Raw genomic sequence first — 18,098 nt, forward strand, 5'->3', positions numbered from 1 at the left:
GGTCTGATACCAGCGCGCGCATGAGCGACGCGGCGGATCATCGGACCAGGGTTGCGCGGCGGATCATTGCCGTGCTGGTGGTGATCGGGCTCGCCGCCGTCGCGATCGTCTACCTGCCGCGCATCGCCTCGGGCAATTACCACCGCGCGGCGATCGAGCGGCTGGCAAGCGATGCGCTGGGGCGGCGCGTGAGCATTGCCGGGCCGATCGAATTGTCGCTGCTGCCCGATCCGCAGCTGCGCGCTGACACGATCACCATCGGCAGTCCGAAGGGCGGGCTGATCACGGCGGCGACGCTGAAGCTCGACCTCGCCCCCCTGCCCTTGCTGCTCGGGCGGCTACGCGCGACCAGGCTGACGCTGCGCAAACCCGATGTGACGCTGCCCTGGCCGCTGCCGGGTGGTGCCGCCGCGGTGGCGCCGCCACTCTGGCTGGCATCGCTGCATGCCACCATCGTCGATGGCGTGTTCCGGCTGGGATCACTGACATTCGACCATGTCGATCTGTCGATTTTCACCGGCGGGCCGAACGCCGTGCTGGCGGCATCCGGCACGCTGACGATCGGTGGCATGCCGGCCTCGGTGACGCTGGATATCGACAATACCGGCGGCGCCGCGCCCGCGCCGGTGCAGAGCACGATCCGGCTCGACGGCAATGCCGGGCGGATGGCGTTCAAAGGCACGCTCGACCACGCGAGCGTGCTGCGCGGCACGCTGAGCGGCATGTTGGCCGGGCTCGGCGGCACATCCGGCCCGGTGGATTTCCATGGCGACCTCGCCGCCGATGGCGCGGTGGTGATGCTGCGCGAGATCGATGCGCGCGTGACCGACCCCAGGATCGGCGATGCCAGCCATACCCGCGGCAGCGCCACGATCGTGCTGCGACCGGCGCCGCTGTTGCGGCTCGACCTGACCGGCGCGCGCTGGCGGATCGGCGCCGGGCAGACAATGCTGCGGCGGATGGCGGCGGTGCTGCCGATTGCGGCGCGGCTCGACCTGACGGACAGCCGGTTCGACCATCTCACCGTCAAATCGATCCACGCCGATCTCACGAGCGATGCGGCGGGGACGCAATTGCAGGCGCTGGCGATGAGCCTGCCGGGTGCCGGATCGCTCACGCTGGCACGATCCACCACGCCCGGCGAGGCGGAACGAGTACGGATTGCCGCCCCCGATCCGGCCCGCACCATCGCTGCCCTGCGCGCCAGCTACGCTTGGCTGCCGGCCTGGCCGGATGGGCTCGGCGCGCTGACGCTCACGGGACATTTGCGAATGCGGGCGGATGGCGCGATCGACCTCGCCGGGCTGAAGGGCGCGCTCGGCGGCAAGACCTGGCCGCGCTCGGGCTTCACCGGCGGGTTGAAGGTGCGGCCCGGCCGGCATGGTGCCACGATGGCCGCAGACCTCGCGTTCGACCGGCTGCGCCTGACGCCGGCCGCACTCGGCGCGCTGCGCGCCGCGCTGCTGGCCAAGACCGCCACCATCACCGGGCCGATCGCGCTGCGGGCCCGCACGCTCGACATCGTGACGCAGGCGAAGACCGCGCCGCCGCTGTTCACCGGCACGCATCTGCTGATCGACGGCGCGCTGCGCGATGCCACATCGGGCGGCGGTGTCGCATTGTCGCTGGCGACGCTGCGGATCGGCCAGACCCTGCTGGTCGGGCATGGCGCGCGGCGGAGCGATGGCGGCATCATGGCGGCGCGCTGGCTGATCACCGGGCCGGATGCGGCGGCGACGCTTGCGGCGGTCACGCATGGATTTGGCGGCAAGCCGCCTCCCTGGTTCGGCTTGCCGGTGTGGCATCACCGCTTCGCGGCCGCCCTGGTCGCGGCGGGGCCGATGCGGGCGCTGCATACCGGGCTCACGCTGCATCTCGGCGCGATCCGGGCGGCGGCGCTGCCGGTGATCGATCTGGCCGGCGGCATCGCGACCGGCGCGGTGACGCTGCATGCGCCGAACGCGGTGGCATTGATCCGCGATCTGGGCGGGGCCGCGGTGCTCGGCCCGCGCAACGGGCTGGACTGGCCGGGTGCCGGGTCGGTCAGCCTGCGGGCCTCGGCGTTTCTGAGCGATGACCGCATCGGCCTGCCCGATTTCGTGCTCTCGCTCGGCGCGCTGACCACCAGCGGATCGTTGAGCCTGCGCTTGGGCGACCGGCCCGCGGTCGCCGGCAGCATCGCGGCCGATACGCTGATGATCCCGGCGGCGGGGACACTGCTGCATCTGGCCGGCGCGGCGATGGCGGGCAAGGTGCGGATTGCGCTGCCGCGCATCACCGCCGCCCGCATCGCGGATGCGGAGACGGTCGTGGCCCGGCATGTCGCCGGCAGTCTCGCCCTTGGCGATGGCGCGGTGACGCTCGGCGTCGACCGGGCGGATGTCGCGGGCGGCGTGCTGGGTGGCGAAGCGACAATCACCGACGGCACCGCCCCCGGCCTCACGATCAAGGCGCATCTGCAGAACGCCGACGCCGCGAGGCTCGCGCAGGACAGCGGTATCGCCGCGCCGATCGGTGCCGGCACAATGGGTGTTGCCGCCGATCTGACGGCGCACGGCACCACGCCGGCAGACTGGCGCAAGACGCTCACCGGCAGCGTGATGGCGCTCGGCAGCGCACTCGCGATCCGAGGGGTCGATCTCGCCGCGGCGTCCAACGCGCTGGCACAGGCGCTGGCCCGGCAGCCGGCGCACCCGGCCGATGCGCTGCTGCGCACGGTGGTGCGGGCCGCCTTGCAGAACGGCACCACGGTGTTCGATACGGCAACGCTGCAAGGCGCCGTGGCGGGCGGGGTGATGACGCTGGATCAGTCCAGCCTCACCGGCACGGCGGGATCGATCGGGCTCGGCGGCACGGTGGATTTCGCGAACGATCGGCTGGCGCTGACCGCGACCCTGCAACCGCATCTCGATGGAACCATCCCGGCCCCGGCGCTGCCGATCGATCTGACCGGCTCGCTCGATCATCCGCACATCGTCGCGCATCGCGGGGCGTCACCGCCATGACGCGGGAGCGGCGCTGGCAACTCGCGGCCTATTTATTGCTCAACGGCGGCTTCTTCTTTTTCGACACCGCGATGGGCCTGTTCGATGTCGCGACCTACGGGTATTTCGCGCGCGAGCACGTGGCTTCCTATCTGTTCGCGCTGGATTTCGTGATGGTCAGCGTGCCGATGTTGCTCGGCGGCTGGCTCGCGCATCTGCTCAACCGGCGGTTCGGCGTGCGCGCGGTGATCGGGCTGGGCTACACGATCGCGACTGCTGGGTTTTTGGTGCTGTTTCTGACCGGGCTGTACCGGATTCCGCTGTGCCTGCTGATCGTGGCGTTTCTGCTCGGCATCGTGTTCAGCGCGATCCTGCCGGCCCTGTCGCGCTTCATCCGCGATGTATTCGGCGCGGGCAAAGGGGCTGTGCTGGCGCTGAAGCTCGATGCGATCTTCATGGCGGTCGGCATGGTCGCCGGTGTTGGTTTCGGCACGGTCTGGTTCGATCGCGAGGGGCTGGCGGTGTTCTTTCCCCTCGCGACCGGCTGTTTCGCGCTGGCGGGGATGATCCATGTCAGCACCCTGTTTTTCCCCGGCGTGCTGCGCGACTACGCCGGGCCGGAAGTGCCGGCGCGCTGGGCGGCCACGCTGCGGGCGATGCGCCGGGCCGAGACGAAATGGCGCAGCCTGATGCTGCAACCCTCGCTGAACATGGTGATCGTGCCGCTGATGGTCGGGCTGCCGGCCGCCGCCGCCGAGCGGCACTACGGCGCGCTGCCGGTGATCGGGCTGGTCGCGGCCCCGATCATCGTGTTGGCCGGGCGGCGCACCGGCATGCTGGCCGGGCGGCTGCTGGCGCCGGAATTCGTGCTGCGGCTGATGGTCGCACGGCGCGGCGCGGCGCTGGTGCCGATGATCGGGTTTTTCATATTATACGCGCTGGCGTTCGTGGTGCCGTCGCTGCCGCTGGTGTTTGCCCTGGTGTTCTGCGCGCATCTGCTGAGTAATGTCGTGGCGGGTGCGGTGTTCTATGGCGTGCAGACCGAGTTTCCCGCCGGCGAGACGGCTGCGGCCAGCGCGCTGCAATCGCAGCTATCGACCGGCGTCTGGGTGATCGTGGCCTCGCTGGCGACCGTGCTGCTGGTCTTTCTGCCGCCGCCGGCCACAATCGGGCTGGCCGGATGCGGGCTGGTGGTGGCGGCGCTGGTGTTGCGCGGGTCCGGCATCGGCGGGTTGCAACCCGGCGTGGCGCGCCCGATCGCGAAATGAATCGCGGCGATCAATGATGACGCGGCACGCGACCGTCAATGAAGCGCCGAAGACGACCCTGTTCCACCGCGCGGCAGAGCACGCCGCCTGAACGCGCGATACGGCCGGATCGCGCATCCGGCCCAAAGCGCCAGCGCCAGTCCCGCCAGCGCGACCGATAGCCGCGTGCCGCGCGGGCGGTAGCTGAACGTCACGCTGCTGCGCCCGGCCGGCAGCGCGACCGATTGAAACAACGCGCCGTGCCGGGCAACCGGCACCGCGCGCCCGTTCAACCGCGCCCGCCAGCCGGGAAACCAGGCTTCCTGACGGGTCAGGATCGCCGGTGTCGCGCACTCGGCACTGACTTTGTCGCGCCCTGTCGCGCTCAGGCGGCAGGCAGGCGTCGCGCTGAAATAGCGGTGATACGACCGGATGCGAAAAATCGACATGACCGGGTCGTGATACACCGGCATGGCCGACCCACCCGGCAGCGTCTGGCTCAGGCGCAGAGCGGGCATCGTCGCGCCGGCAGCAGAGCGGCGCAGCCAGAGCGCCACGGGATGCGCGCCGGTCACATGGGTCAGGCGCAGATGCAGTGCCGCACCCGCGGTCAGGTCGATGGCTGGATGCAGGGGGATGTTCAGCCAGGCATCGTCCTGCGCGGTGGCGAGCGGCGCGGTGCCGCCGGCGCACAGCGCCCCCGCGCAGAGGCGGGCGGACAGGATGCCGGTCGAACTGCCGTCGTAGGTGCCGATCAGGACGGCGACATGATCGATCCTGGTCAGCGTGGCGGCCACCGCCGCGACCTGCCCGGCAGCGAGCGTCGTATCGCGCGAATCGCCGGCACCCAGAGCCGCGGCACCCGCAAAAATATCGGCGCGCGGCAGGCTGACGCTGCGCAGGAACGGGCTGATCTGGCCCGGGCTGGTGATGACATATTTCACGCCGATCGCGGCATAGTCGCGCACATGATCGAACAGAATGGTTCGCCCCTGGCCGCTGCCGGGCGGCGCTTTCCACCATCCCACGAACATCATGCCCGTGTCATACGGATCGAGATGGTGCCTGATATAGTCGCTCCACGCCTGCGACACCGGCAACTGGCTGTCATCGATCGAGGCGAGGCGGTAGCCGGCCGGGTAGTCCGGCCCGAACGGGCGGAGCGAATAGACCCGCGCGAGCCCGAGATGCGCCTTGAGATACGCGATGCCGCCGGTGTAGTACCGATACGGGCGCGGCGCCGAGAGTTGCGGCAGGGCTGCGACCACGAAGGCATCGAGCAGCATCGCCGCCGCGATCATGCGCGCGCGGTTGCGGTGGGCCACAGGGTTCAGCCCGGCCAGCGCCGCCAGAATGACCAATCCTGCCAGACCCTCGAACACCGTGCCCAGCACGATCGTGGCGCGCACCGGCGGGCTCGCGAAATGATACCAGCCGGTGATGATGGCCCGGTCAGGCAGGATGACGGCGGCGATCACCGCGACGAGCAGGGCGCCGATCATGCCGCCCTGCCGCAGGCTCAGCGTGCATGTGATGCAACGATCGAGCCCGATGCCGGCGAGCACGAACACCGCCATCGACAGCGCCGGCCACAGGAACCGCGCGGTGTTGAGCAATCCAAGATCGGGGATGATGGCGTTCAGCACGAAGGCGACACCGGGGACGCCGTAGCAGCGCGCGAGACCGACGCCGAGGAACATGCCAAGGCCGATGATCAGGCCGCGCGCGGGATCGGTCCGGGCGCGCAGCAGCGCGGCCAGAGCCGGGATCACGGCGGTGAGGCCGAACCAGCCGCCCAGCTTGACCAGCGGCAAAGTCGGCAGAGCGGCCGCGACCCAGCCGGCCGATGCATGGATGCCGGTCGGGCCATAGATCAGCGGGAACAGCGCCAGCGGCATCAGCATCGGCGGCAGGTGATCGACCGCGTAGGCCGCCTTGTGCGCGCCGAGGTAGCTCTGGGCGGCATAATTCAGGAACGGCACCACCAGCGGCAACGCAAGAGCGAGGCCGATCATCACGGCAAGGATGATCTTGCCGGCAAAGCGCCAGCGCGCGGCGCCGAGGGTTCCAAAACGTGCCAACGTCCAGGCCGCGGCCAGCAATCCGTCAAGGTAGGCGACCTCCGGATAGCCGCCGTACAGCGAATAGGCGAGGCCGAACACGATCCAGTGCCAGCCCTGCGCCGCACCCGAGCGCGCGGCGGCGGCGCTGCGCTCGATGCCGAGCAGGATCAGCGGCAAAAACGCGAGCGACCCCATGGCGTGCGGTTCCATCAGGAACGCGCCGTTCAGCGCGAACAGGCCGGCGCTGACCAGGCCAGGCGTGCGCCGGCAGCCGATCTGGAGCATCAGCGCATAGGTGCCGAGCCCCGCGATGACCTGCATCAGCAGTTTCACGACGAACCAGCCCTGCCAGTATTTCATGATCAGCACGAAGGGCAGGAAGAACGACAATGTCTGCATTTCGGCCGCGAGCGGCATGCCGATTCCGGTATAGGGATTCCACCAGGGGACGACGCCGCGCAGCCAGTCCGATGCGCTGAGCCGGGCCAGGGGTTGGGTCAGCAGGCCGATCGAGGCGTCCCAATAACCCGGCGGGCCGCCGAGCAGCGTGGGCGAGCCGGGCGTGGTCAACGAACTCCAGACGTCGGCGGGGTTGTTGCTGCGCAGGCCCAACACGAACAAAGCGCTGGCCGCGACCGGCAGCAGGATGAGGGCGGCGATCGGCCAGAGATGCGGGCGCAGCCGGGTGAGCATCGGTCGCTTATCGGACCAACGCGGTCAGCAGGGAGTTGAGCCGCTTGCGCCCTTCGGCGGTGGCGATCAGACGGTCGGGCGTCGCTTCGAGGTAGCCGGCGAGCAGGGCCTGATCGAGGATGTCGGGGTCGAGCGTGTCGATCAGCGCCCGGCCGGTGCGGGCGGCGTAGGCCTTGGTGTCGATGCCTTCGGCAAGGCGCAGGCCCATCAGCAGGGCTTCGCGGGCGCGTTCATCGGCGCTGACCTCGGCCTCCTCGACGCTGCCATGGCCGCGCGCCTCGACGCGCCCGGCCCATGCCTCCGGCGCGCGGTGGCGGCGTGTGGCGATCAATTGATCGCCGATGGTGATGCGGCCATGCGCGCCGGCGCCGATGCCGGCGTAATCCTGATAGCGCCAGTAGGCGAGGTTGTGGCGGGATTCCTGGCCGGGTTTCGCGTAGTTCGAAATCTCGTACGGCGCGAGGCCGAACCGGGCGGCGATCTCGGCGGTGGCGTCGTACAATGCGGCGGCATCCTCATCGTCCGGCAGGGTGAAGGCGGCGCGGCCGTAAAGAGTTGCGAATTGCGTGCCGGGCTCGATGGTGAGTTGGTAGAGCGAAAGGTGATCGAGCCCGACGGCGAGCGCGGTGGCGAGTTCGGCGCGCCAGGCGGCGAGGGTCTGGCCGGGGCGGGCGTAGATCAAGTCGAAACTGGCGCGGGGGAAAATATCGCGGCCGATTTCGACCGCTGCCATCGCCTGGGCGGCGGAGTGGTTGCGGCCGAGGAAGGTCAGCGCCGCGTCATCGAGGCTCTGCACGCCGATCGAGATACGGTTGACGCCGGCATCCCGATAGGCGCGGAAGCGGCCGGCCTCGATGCTGGTGGGGTTGGCTTCCAGGGTGATTTCAAGATCCGGTGCGGGGGTGAACAGCGCGGTCGCATCGGCGATCACGGCTGCGACGCTTTCAGGTGCCATCAGGCTCGGCGTGCCGCCGCCGAAAAAGATCGAGGCAAGCCGGCGCGGGCCGAGGCGGGCGGCTTCGAAGGCGAGTTCGGTGCGCAGGGCGGCGAGGATGCGGGCTTCGGGGATTGCCGCGCGGACGTGGGAGTTGAAGTCGCAATAGGGGCATTTCGACAGGCAGAACGGCCAGTGGATGTAGAGGGCGAGGAATTGCATGGGGCGGTTGTGTCGTATTTGGCGAAACGCGCAAGGGAAGGGAGAGTCTTCTTTTTTGTGAACAAAAAAGAAGCGAAAAAAACTTCGTCGATTGGGGCCCGTGACCGTGAAAACGCCCGTGCCCCCGAGTCAGGACGTTTCTTGCGTCTTTTTTACAAAAAAGAAGCCTTCCCTCCCCATCAACCCAACCCAGACCACCAGCGCCGCCAGCGCCAGGCTCACCGCAAGCCGCGTGCCGCGTGGGCGATAGAAAAAGCGCACCCGGCTATGGCCCGCCGGCAGCGTGATCGATTGGAACACCGCCCCGGTTCGCCGGATCGCGGCGGGATGGCCATCGATGGTGACGTGCCAGCCCGGGAACCAGGCTTCCAACCGGGTCAGCTTCGCCGGTGCGGGGCAATCGGCGTCGAGCTTGTTCAGCCCGTAAGGGGTCAGGCGGCAGGCGGGCGATGCGGTGAACAGCGCGCGGTGCTGCGGCAGGCGATAGATCGTCATCACCCGATCCTGATAGACCCGCCTGATCTGCTGGCTCTGGCGGTCCGTGCTGATGGTCAGCCGCGGCATGGTCGTGCCATCGGCGTTGCGGCGCAGCCAGATCGCCACCGCACCCACCCCCTGCCGGTGGGTGAGGCGTAGCGTGATCGTCTGACCGGCCGCGATCGGCAGCGGCGGGGTGAGATTGATCGGCAGCGGCGCGTCATCGGTTGCGTGATCGAGCGGCGCTGAGCCAGTTGCGCAGATCGACCCGGCGCAGAGCCGGGCGGCGAGGCTGCCGTGGGCGTGGCCGTTGTATGTGCCGATCAGGATGGCGATGCGGTCGATCGGGTTGGCGGTGCCGCGGATGATGCTGGTCTCGGCCGCCGGCAGGGTGGTTTCGAGTGACTGGCCGGAACCCAGCACGGCCGCACCGGCGGGTGGGGCGTGGTCCGGCACCGGGCGCTCGACGCGGAACGGATCGGTGCCCGGATCGGCGATGATGTATTTCACGCCGCTCGCCTCGTAGTTCGCGAGATTGCGGCGCAGGGCCGCGACGCCGCCTGCCATGCCCTGCGGGGTCCACCAGCCGACGAACATGATCGCGTCGGATTCGGCGTTGAGCCGGCTCGTGATGTAGTGGCTCCAGCCGCGCGAGACCGGCAGTTGATTGTCGTTCAGCGCGGCGAGTTCGTCACCGGCCGGATAGTCCGGGCCGAACGGGCGCAGCGAGTAGAACCGGTTCAAACCGAGATGCGCCCTCAGATAGGCGATGCCGCCGCGATGAAACTGATAGGCGCGCGGCGCGCAGAGTTGCGGCACACTCGCGATGATGAAGCTGTCGAGCACGATCAGGCCCAGCACGAGCGATGCGGCCAGCCTGGTCGGGCGGCGCAGCAGCGCGATCAGGATGGCGGCGCCGGCGGATAGTTCCAGCAGATTGCCGAACAGGATGAGATGACGGAGCGCGGGGGATGACGCGTGATACCAGGCGAGGATGGCATGGGCGGCGGGAAGCACCGCGGTGAGACCGGCCGCGATGAGGAGTGCCACCAGCGCTGTGGCGGTGGGCGAGCGGGGTGGCCCGTCGTTGATCCACCGATCGAAGCCAAAGCCGGCCAGGATGAAGACGGCGAGTTCGACCGCCGGGATGATGAACCTGACCGCATCGATCCGCGCAAGATCGGGGATGATGGCGTTGAGGATGGCGGTGACATACGGCAGGCCGAAGCAGCGCGCGAGGCCGATCAGGCTGAACAGGGTGAGTGCCACGATCAGGGTGCGGTTGCGGTCGGTGCGGGCGCGGACGATGGCGGCCAGCGCCGGCACCACGGCAGTGAGGCCGAGCCAGCCGCCCAGATCGGGCCAATCATAGATGAAGGGGGCAGGAATGCCGAGCGGCCGCCCTGATGGGATCGGGCCATAGATGAAGGGGAACAGAAAGACCGGCGCCATTTCCGGGCGCAGATGCAGGATCGCGTAGAATCGCTTGTGGAAGCCGAGAAATGTATGGCCGACATAATGCAGGAACGGGATGATCTGCGGCAGGGTGAGCATGAGACCGATGGCTGTGCCGATCGCGAGTTTGGCCGCGAAGCGGTGTCGGTGCGGGCCGAGACCGGCCAGGCGGACCAGCGCCCACACGGCCGCCAGTAATCCATCGAGATAGGCGACCTCGGGGTAGCCACCGTACAGCGAATAGGCCAAGGCGAAAGGGATGAGGTTCCAGCCACCCGTCTGGCCAGCGCGGGCGGCTTGGGCGGCGCGTTCGAGCCCCAGCAGCAGCAGCGGTAGAAAGGCCATCGACCCCATCGCCTGCGTTGCCATCAGGAAACTGCTGTTGAGGGCGAACAAGGCGCCGGTCAGCCACGCCGCTCGTTTGCGGCAACCGAGCGCGCGCATCAGGTAATAGGATGATAATCCTGCGATACACTGCATCAGGATTTTCACGACCAGCCAGCCCTGCCACCATTTGAAGATCAGGATGAACGGCAGGAAGAAGGACATGGTCTGCATTTCGGCCGCGAGCGGCATGCCGATGCCGGAATAGGGATTCCACCAGGGCACGATGCCGTGCAACCAGTCGAGCGCGCTGAGCCGGCCGAGCGGCTGGTTCAGAATGCCGATCGAGGCGTCGACATAGCCGGGTGAACCGAACAGCCAGGGTTGGCCGTGGTAGGTGGCTAGAAAACTCCAGGCTCCGGCGGGGTTGACCGCGACGACGCCGAGCAGGGCGAGGATGCTGGCGCCGATCGGCAGGGCGATCAGGCCACAAAGGGCGAGCGGCTTCATGGCGCGGTTTTGTCCGAACTGGCGAAACAAGCAAGATCGGTCGCGTGTGACGCATAGGTTTGCCCGATGAACCAGATATGGAGAATCGACTTCACCTATAACGCCATGGGGTGCTCTAAGGAGGCTTCGTGGCGGAACTGAATCAATCAACAAACCAACGGAGACACAATGGACGGCGATAGCAAATGCCCGGTTGCGGGCGGCGGGTCTGACAGGCGCACGGTGCTTGCGGCGATGTCGAACCAGACGTGGTGGCCCAACCAGCTGAATTTGAAGATCCTGCATCAGAACGGATCGTTGTCCGATCCGCTGGGCGAAAGTTTCAACTATGCCGAGGAATTCAAGAGCCTCGATCTGGCGGCGGTGAAGGCGGATCTGTTCGCGCTGATGACCGATTCGCAGGATTGGTGGCCGGCGGATTATGGCCATTACGGGCCGTTCTTCATCCGCATGGCGTGGCACAGCGCCGGCACCTACCGGATCGGCGACGGGCGTGGCGGCGCGGGTGCGGGCACGCAGCGGTTCGCGCCGCTCAACAGCTGGCCCGACAATGCCAATCTCGACAAGGCGCGCCGGCTGCTCTGGCCGATCAAGCAGAAATACGGGCGCAAACTGTCCTGGGCCGATCTGCTGATCCTGGCCGGCAATTGCGCGCTGGAGTCGATGGGGTTCAAGACCTTCGGCTTCGCCGGCGGGCGTGAGGATGTGTGGGAGCCGGAAGAGGATATCTACTGGGGCTCGGAAGACACCTGGCTCGGCGATCAGCGCTACACCGGCGATCGTCAACTCGAAAACCCGCTCGGCGCCGTGCAGATGGGGCTGATCTATGTCAATCCCGAAGGGCCGAACGGCAAGCCCGATCCGCTCGCCTCGGCGCGCGACATTCGCGAGACGTTCGCGCGGATGGCGATGAATGATGAAGAGACGGTGGCGTTGATCGCGGGCGGCCACACCTTCGGCAAGACCCATGGCGCGGCGGACCCGGGCCGGTATGTCGGGCGTGAGCCGGAAGGTGCTTCGATCGAGGAGCAGGGGCTGGGGTGGAAGAACACCTACGGCACCGGCAACGGCGCGCATACCATCACCAGCGGTCTCGAAGGGGCGTGGAGCCACAACCCGACGCAATGGGACAACAATTATTTCGACAATCTGTTCAACTACGACTGGGTGCTGACCAAGAGCCCGGCCGGTGCGCATCAATGGACCCCGGCCGATCCGGCGGCGCACGATGCCGTGCCGGATGCGCATGATCCGGCCAAGCGCCATGCGCCGATGATGCTGACCACCGACCTCGCGCTGAAGGTCGACCCGCAGTATGGGCCGATCTCCAAGCGGTTCCATGAGAATCCGGATCAGTTCGCCGAGGCCTTCGCCAAGGCGTGGTTCAAGCTGACCCATCGCGATATGGGACCCTACATCCGGGGACTCGGGCCTGAAGTGCCGGCCGCACCGCAGATCTGGCAGGACCCGGTGCCGCCGGTGACCCATGAGCTGATCGGGCCGGCCGAGATCGCGGATTTGAAGGCGCGGATTCTGACTTCGGGCCTGTCGGTTTCGCAGTTGGTTTCGACCGCGTTCGCCTCGGCCTCGACGTTTCGGGGGACCGACAAGCGTGGCGGTGCGAACGGGGCGCGCATCCGGCTGGCACCGCAGAAGGATTGGGAGGTCAATCAGCCGGCGGTCTTGGCGCAGGTGCTGGAAACGCTGGAAGGCATCCGATCCGCGTTCAATGCGGCGCAGACCGGCGGCAAGGCGGTTTCGCTGGCCGATCTGATCGTGCTCGGCGGGTGCGCCGCGGTCGAGCAGGCGGCGGGGCACACGATCGAGGTGCCGTTCACGCCGGGGCGGACCGATGCGTCGCAGGACGAGACCGATGTGCATTCGTTCGCGGTGCTCGAGCCCAAGGTTGATGGGTTCCGCAATTATTTCGCCGGTGGCCATCGCCGCTCGGCGGAGGAATTGCTGGTCGATCGGGCGCAGTTGCTGACGCTGACGGCGCCGGAAATGACGGTGCTGCTCGGCGGGTTGCGGGTGCTCAACGTGACCTCCGGGCAGAAGGGGGTGGGCGTGTTCACCCATCAGCCCGAGCGGTTGACCACGGATTTCTTCGTCAATCTGCTCGATATGGATATCGTCTGGCAGAAATCCGCGGTGTCGGACGACGTGTTCGAAGGGCGCGACCGGCGGACCGGCGCGGTGAAATGGACCGGCAGCCGGGTTGACCTGGTGTTCGGCTCGAACTCGCAACTGCGGGCGATCGCGGAGTTGTTCGCGTGCTCTGACTCGCAGGAGCTGTTCGTGACCGATTTCGTTCGGGTGTGGGACAAGGTGATGAACCTCGATCGGTTCGACCTGGTCTGATTGCAGCGATCGGTTGAGGTGCGGCGGCGTCGGTGACGCCGCCGTACTGATTCCGGGGGTTTGGTTTCGTTGTTTTGTTGCTATATCGTAACGATTTAGGCGTGCGAACTCATGGACCCTTGCGCCACATTTTTTTGACGTTGAAGGACGGCACGAAGGGCTGGTGCCAGGGCGGTACGGGGGGTGGCGGCGGGCCGAGGATTTCGTGGAGTTGTTCTGGCGTGAAGTCGATGCTGCCGTCGGGGTTGATTTTGTATTGGTCCATGAAGCTGGGCTGGCGCTTTGGTTTGCGGATGCGCTTGGGCCGGGGCTTGGTCGATTTGGGGCGCTTGATGCTGGCTGGGTAGCGCAGGCCGAGCATGGTGTGGACCGGGCGGAGGATGCGGCCGAGGCTGGGGTGGGTGGCCAGCAGCGCCTGGACGATGGGATCTTCCATGAAGTGCTGGAGTTCGAGGCGGGCGTTGGCACCGGCGACGATGGGGGCGGCTGGGCCGTTGGGGAGCAGGCGGATGAGCCAGGCGAAGCCGCGCGGGAGGGTTAGGGCGGGTTTGGGTTTGGGTTCGGTGGCTTCTTTGCGTTCGGTCTTGGCGCGGATGCGGGGGGTTTGCGGGGGTTTGGCGGCGATTTTGGCGAAGCGGGCGATCTGGCGGCTGAGGTAGTTCCAGATCAGGACGAGGAGCGGGCCGTGGATTTTGAGGCGGTAGCCGTTGTCGGCCACGGAGCGTTGCAGGGCGCGGAAGATCATCGCGAAGCGCTCGGACGGGTCGGCGGGCATGAAAGGCGCGTTCGAGATCATGGGGGGAGATAAACATAGAGGGTGGGGGGTGAGAAAGGGGTTTGTTAGGGGATGCGTTAGAATTTTTGGTTTGGGTTCTGGCGGGGGTGGATTGATGGGCTTCGCAAGGGCTCTGCCCATCCTACAGCCTGCTGATGAATAAGAGTTTTTTGGTTCTTTTTTGCAAAAAAGAACTGCTTCCTTGCCTTCCCTGCCCTTCTGCGGCATACCGCGCGCGTCAGCTTTTGCTGATAATTCGCACATGGAGCGCCTTCCCCTGTTTGGGGTCCGGTGCCGCGAGGCATGGCTCTGTGGAGGTTTTAACCGGACGATCGCCGAAGTGCGGTCATAGAAAGGATGTTGCTCATGGCTATGCCAGAGGTTTCGTTGCGTCAGTTGCTCGAGTCGGGTGTGCATTTCGGGCACAACACGCGGCGGTGGAATCCGCGGATGGCGCCGTATTTGTTTGGCGTGCGCAATCAGGTTCATATCATTGATTTGCAGCAGACGGTGCCGATGCTGGAGCGGGCGTTGCGCGAGGTGCGTAATGTTGCGGCCGGTGGCGGGCGTGTGTTGTTTGTTGGCACCAAGCGCGCGGCGGCGGATCATGTGGCCGAGGCGGCGACGCGGTGTGGGCAGTATTATGTCAATCATCGGTGGTTGGGCGGGATGCTGACGAATTGGAAGACGATTACCAATTCGATCCGCAAATTGCGCCAGATGGAAGACACCGTGAGTGGTGAGGCGCAGGGCCTGACCAAGAAGGAAATTCTGAACCTGTCGCGCGAGAAGGAGAAGCTGGAGCGCGCGTTGGGTGGCATCAAGGAGATGGGCGGGCTGCCGGATATTCTGTTCATCATCGACACCAACAAGGAGAAGTTGGCGGTCGAGGAGGCGAACAAGCTTGGGATTCCGGTGATTGCGGTGCTGGATTCCAATTCGGACCCTGAGGGCGTGACCTATCCGATTCCGGGCAACGACGATGCGATCCGCGCGATTACGATGTATTGCGATCTGATTGCGGGCGCGGTGCTCGAGGGGATCAGTGCTGAGATGGCGGGTTCGGGTGTGGATATCGGGGCGATGGAAGAGTTGCCGCCGGATGCGGGCGCCGATGAGGATGCCGCAGTTCACGCCTGAGTTTTTTTGATCAATTGAGGAGGATGACCATGGCCGAAGTTACGGGCACGATGGTGAAGGATCTGCGCGACAAGACGGGCGCGGGGATGATGGATTGCAAGAAGGCGCTGGTTGAGGCCGGCGGCGACATGGAAGCCGCGGTGGATTGGCTGCGCAAGAAGGGTCTGGCGGCGGCGGCCAAGAAATCGGGCCGGGTTGCGGCCGAGGGCCTGGTTGGCGTGGCGCATGAGGGCAACAAGGCGGCGATGGTCGAGGTGAATGCCGAGACCGATTTCGTGGCGCGCAATGATGCGTTTCAGGCGTTCGTCGAGACGGTTGCCACGCTTGCGCTGAGCGTGGGCGAGGATGTCGAGGCGTTGAAGGCGGCGGCGTATCCGGGGACTTCGCATTCGGTGGCCGAGGAGTTGACGCATCTGATTGCGACGGTGGGCGAGAACATGACGATCCGGCGGGTTGCCGTGATCGAGGTTTCGCGCGGGGCGGCGGCTTCGTATGTGCATGGCGCGTTGAAGCCGGGCCTGGGCAAGATTGGCGTGCTGGTTGCGCTGGAGGGTGACGCCGAGGCGGCGTTGGCGGCACTCGGGCGGCAGATTGGCATGCATATTGCGGCGACGCGGCCGGATGCGATCAGCGCGGCGGATGTGGACCCGGCGGCGGTTGCGCGCGAGCGGGCGATTTTCGCGGACCAGGCGCGGGCCGAGGGCAAGCCGGATGCGATCATCGAAAAGATGGTCGAGGGGCGGGTTCGCAAGTATTTCGCGGATGTGGTGTTGCTCGAGCAGGTGTGGGTGCATGACGGCGAGAGCAAGGTGCAGAAGATTGTGCACAATGCCGGGGCCGAGGTGACGCGGTTTGTGCGGTTCACGCTTGGTGAGGGGATTGAGAAGGAGACCACCGATTTCGCGGCCGAGGTTGCGGCGGCGGCGGGGGTTTGAGGTTGGGGGTTTTTCCGTAAGGGGGAGGCTTCGGCGTTTTTGAGGGTTGGGCCGGCGGCGTGGGGTTTTCACGCCGCCGGTTTTTTTTTGGTTGGGGGTGGGGTGGGGTGATGGGGGTTGGAGGCATGGTCGTACTTACTTGTCAAACGGACATTCGATCGGCACAGTTCAGTGATGCCCTCACCACATTTCCCCGGCGTTAAAACACCACCTCGGTACGAGGGCGCATTCCTTCGGTTCATGAATCCATTATTGGATGCGATGCGCGAGAAAGGTGGGCAAGCGCGGCCGCGCGAAATCTATGATACGATCGCGCACAGGCTTAATCTGTCCGAGGAAGAGCGAACAGTTACTAACAAGAATGGTTATCCGCGCTTTGAAAATCAAATCGCATGGGCACGCTCCTATCTGGTCAAAACCGGCTACCTGGATTCACCCTCTCGCGGTGTCTGGAGGCTTACTGACAAAGGCAAAGAAGCCTATCTCGATGGCCCCGACATAGATTTGATTTGGCAGCGCGTCATGGAGATGAACGCCCTGGCAAAGGCCAAGATCGGAAGCGATGAGGGAGTGGCGCAGGGGGTCGTCTTCGATCGGCAACCCTCTGTGAAAGACGAGGAAGATGAGGTCATCGCCCCTTCGCCGCAGACTTCGCCTTATAGCGATCATCGAGCCGCCCTCGTCACGTTGATCGGGAGTATGACGCCTGCTGGCTTTGAAGATTTCTGCTCAGAGTTGCTGGCGCGTGTCGGGGTGGAAGATGTTCAGACCACGCGGTATTCCAAAGATGGCGGCATCGATGGTACGGGCCGGTTGCGGATCAACGAATTTGTGTCTCAACCAATCGCCTTTCAGGCGAAAAAATTTGATGGCTCGGGACGGAAGGTTTCGTCGGAGGAAATCCAGCGATTTCGGGGGGCCATTGGCGGGCACATTGCGAAAGGAATTTTCTTTACAACAACAACGTTTTCTGAGGATGGACGGCGTGAAGCGCGAGCGCCCGGAAAAGTCGAAATCGAGCTTGTTGATCTGGATCGGATATTGGAGATATGCGAGACTTATGAGATTGGGCTCATCGAGCAGAAGATTCTTGTCACGGAGCCCTCTTTCTTCGAGCGATTTCGTCGTTAGCGAGCGTAGAGCGGAAGAACGCAGCTTCATCCGCCAACTTTAGCGACGTTAGTCTAGGTTTGATTATTGTGAAGCGTTGCTTGGAAGTATGCAGCCGAAGTTAGTTGCATACTCAGATTGTTGTGGTGAAGGTAATCTCGGGGAATGGTGTGCAACGGCGAGAGAGACGGCGGATTGCGCTTCGCTTTTCCGCCCTACGGTTGTTGCATTATTGAAAGTTTTTGCTTCTTTTTACAAAAAGAAGCGCTTGCTTGATTGATGGTGAAACGGGATCGTTGATCGTTCGGGAAGGAGGCGGATTACGCTTCGCTTTTCCGCCCTACGGTTGCTGGGGTTGGTGGTCCGGTTCGCCCATTTCGGGGTGGGGGTCGGGGGTGTCGGGGGATGACCATGTGGGGTCGTAGAGGCCTTGGGCGACGCATTTTTGGAAGGTGGAGAAGGGCCAGGCGGCGGGGTGGGGGGCGAGGCCGTGTTTGACCGGGTTGAAGTGGATGTAGTCCATGTGGGCGCGGTAGTCGTTTTCGGTGCGGATGGTGTGTTCCCAATAGCGGTTTTGCCAGGGGCTGGGAGCGAAGTTTTGTGTGGTGGCTTTGGTGAAGCGGGTTTTGAGGGCGCGCCAGCGGGCGGCGTAATCGGTGTCGCCTTCGGGGAGGGTCCAGAGGCAGTGCATGTGGTCGGGGAGGATCACCCAGGCGTCGATGTGGAAGGGGGCGCGGTGGCGGGTGGTGCGGATGGCGGTGCGGAGGGCTTCGATTTCGCGGGTCAGGAGGTCGGAATTGCGGTTGGCGAGGTTGATGGTGAAGAAGTAGGTGCCGCCTGGGGTGCGGTTGCGGCGGTAGTTGGGCAT

At 65.7% G+C, this 18,098-nt stretch carries 11 protein-coding genes; 6 read left to right on the plus strand and 5 right to left on the minus strand.

The features are described 5' to 3' along the window. Positions 1-20 precede the first annotated feature (20 nt). Both BW994_RS12460 and BW994_RS12465 read left to right on the plus strand, forming a co-directional pair. The gene (locus BW994_RS12460) at positions 21-3,005 is read left to right on the plus strand and encodes an AsmA family protein (RefSeq protein WP_051657596.1); all 2,985 of its coding nucleotides are present in this window, start codon (positions 21-23) and stop codon (positions 3,003-3,005) included. After that, on the plus strand, positions 3,002-4,252 hold the full coding sequence (locus BW994_RS12465) for an MFS transporter (RefSeq protein WP_029313504.1): 1,251 nt from the start codon (positions 3,002-3,004) through the stop codon (positions 4,250-4,252). Before BW994_RS12460 ends, BW994_RS12465 begins: the two co-directional genes overlap by 4 nt. Before the next feature lie 35 nt (positions 4,253-4,287). Here BW994_RS12465 and BW994_RS12470 read toward each other — a convergent pair whose 3' ends face one another. The 3 genes from BW994_RS12470 to BW994_RS12480 all read right to left on the minus strand — a co-directional run bounded on the left by BW994_RS12470 (position 4,288) and on the right by BW994_RS12480 (position 10,909). After that, positions 4,288-6,987, minus strand: a complete 2,700-nt coding sequence (locus tag BW994_RS12470; RefSeq protein WP_029313505.1) for a glycosyltransferase family protein — start codon at positions 6,985-6,987, stop codon at positions 4,288-4,290. A 7-nt stretch (positions 6,988-6,994) separates the two neighbouring features. Beyond that, positions 6,995-8,143 carry a radical SAM family heme chaperone HemW gene (hemW, locus tag BW994_RS12475; RefSeq protein ID WP_029313506.1) on the minus strand — a complete coding sequence of 383 codons (1,149 nt, stop codon included), beginning with the start codon at positions 8,141-8,143 and terminating at the stop codon, positions 6,995-6,997. A gap of 129 nt (positions 8,144-8,272) precedes the next feature. Beyond that, the gene (locus BW994_RS12480; protein WP_029313507.1) at positions 8,273-10,909 is read right to left on the minus strand and encodes a hypothetical protein; all 2,637 of its coding nucleotides are present in this window, start codon (positions 10,907-10,909) and stop codon (positions 8,273-8,275) included. A 168-nt stretch (positions 10,910-11,077) separates the two neighbouring features. Here BW994_RS12480 and katG point away from each other — a divergent pair, with 168 nt between their 5' ends. Next, positions 11,078-13,270, plus strand: coding sequence for a catalase/peroxidase HPI (katG, locus tag BW994_RS12485; protein WP_029313508.1), 2,193 nt, complete (start codon positions 11,078-11,080; stop codon positions 13,268-13,270). Positions 13,271-13,379: 109 nt separating this feature from the next. On the opposite strand, the gene BW994_RS12490 is transcribed toward katG, so the two are convergent. Then, entirely contained in the window at positions 13,380-14,045 is a 666-nt protein-coding gene (locus BW994_RS12490; RefSeq protein WP_139334104.1) for a hypothetical protein, read from the minus strand. A gap of 366 nt (positions 14,046-14,411) precedes the next feature. On the opposite strand from BW994_RS12490, the gene rpsB reads away from it, so the two are divergent. The 3 genes from rpsB to BW994_RS12505 all read left to right on the plus strand — a co-directional run bounded on the left by rpsB (position 14,412) and on the right by BW994_RS12505 (position 17,251). Beyond that, the gene (gene rpsB, locus BW994_RS12495) at positions 14,412-15,185 is read left to right on the plus strand and encodes a 30S ribosomal protein S2 (RefSeq protein WP_035230102.1); all 774 of its coding nucleotides are present in this window, start codon (positions 14,412-14,414) and stop codon (positions 15,183-15,185) included. Between the two features lie 29 nt (positions 15,186-15,214). After that, entirely contained in the window at positions 15,215-16,120 is a 906-nt protein-coding gene (gene tsf, locus BW994_RS12500) for a translation elongation factor Ts (protein WP_029313323.1), read from the plus strand. 240 nt (positions 16,121-16,360) lie between these two features. Next, positions 16,361-17,251 (plus strand): restriction endonuclease, encoded by an 891-nt coding sequence (locus tag BW994_RS12505; protein ID WP_029313322.1) that lies wholly within the window; start codon positions 16,361-16,363, stop codon positions 17,249-17,251. 319 nt (positions 17,252-17,570) lie between these two features. On the opposite strand, the gene BW994_RS12510 is transcribed toward BW994_RS12505, so the two are convergent. Beyond that, positions 17,571-18,098, minus strand: coding sequence for an REP-associated tyrosine transposase (locus BW994_RS12510; RefSeq protein WP_029313321.1), 528 nt, complete (start codon positions 18,096-18,098; stop codon positions 17,571-17,573).

The sequence above is a fragment of the Acidiphilium rubrum genome, from assembly GCF_900156265.1.
In the GTDB taxonomy this organism is placed as follows: domain Bacteria; phylum Pseudomonadota; class Alphaproteobacteria; order Acetobacterales; family Acetobacteraceae; genus Acidiphilium; species Acidiphilium rubrum.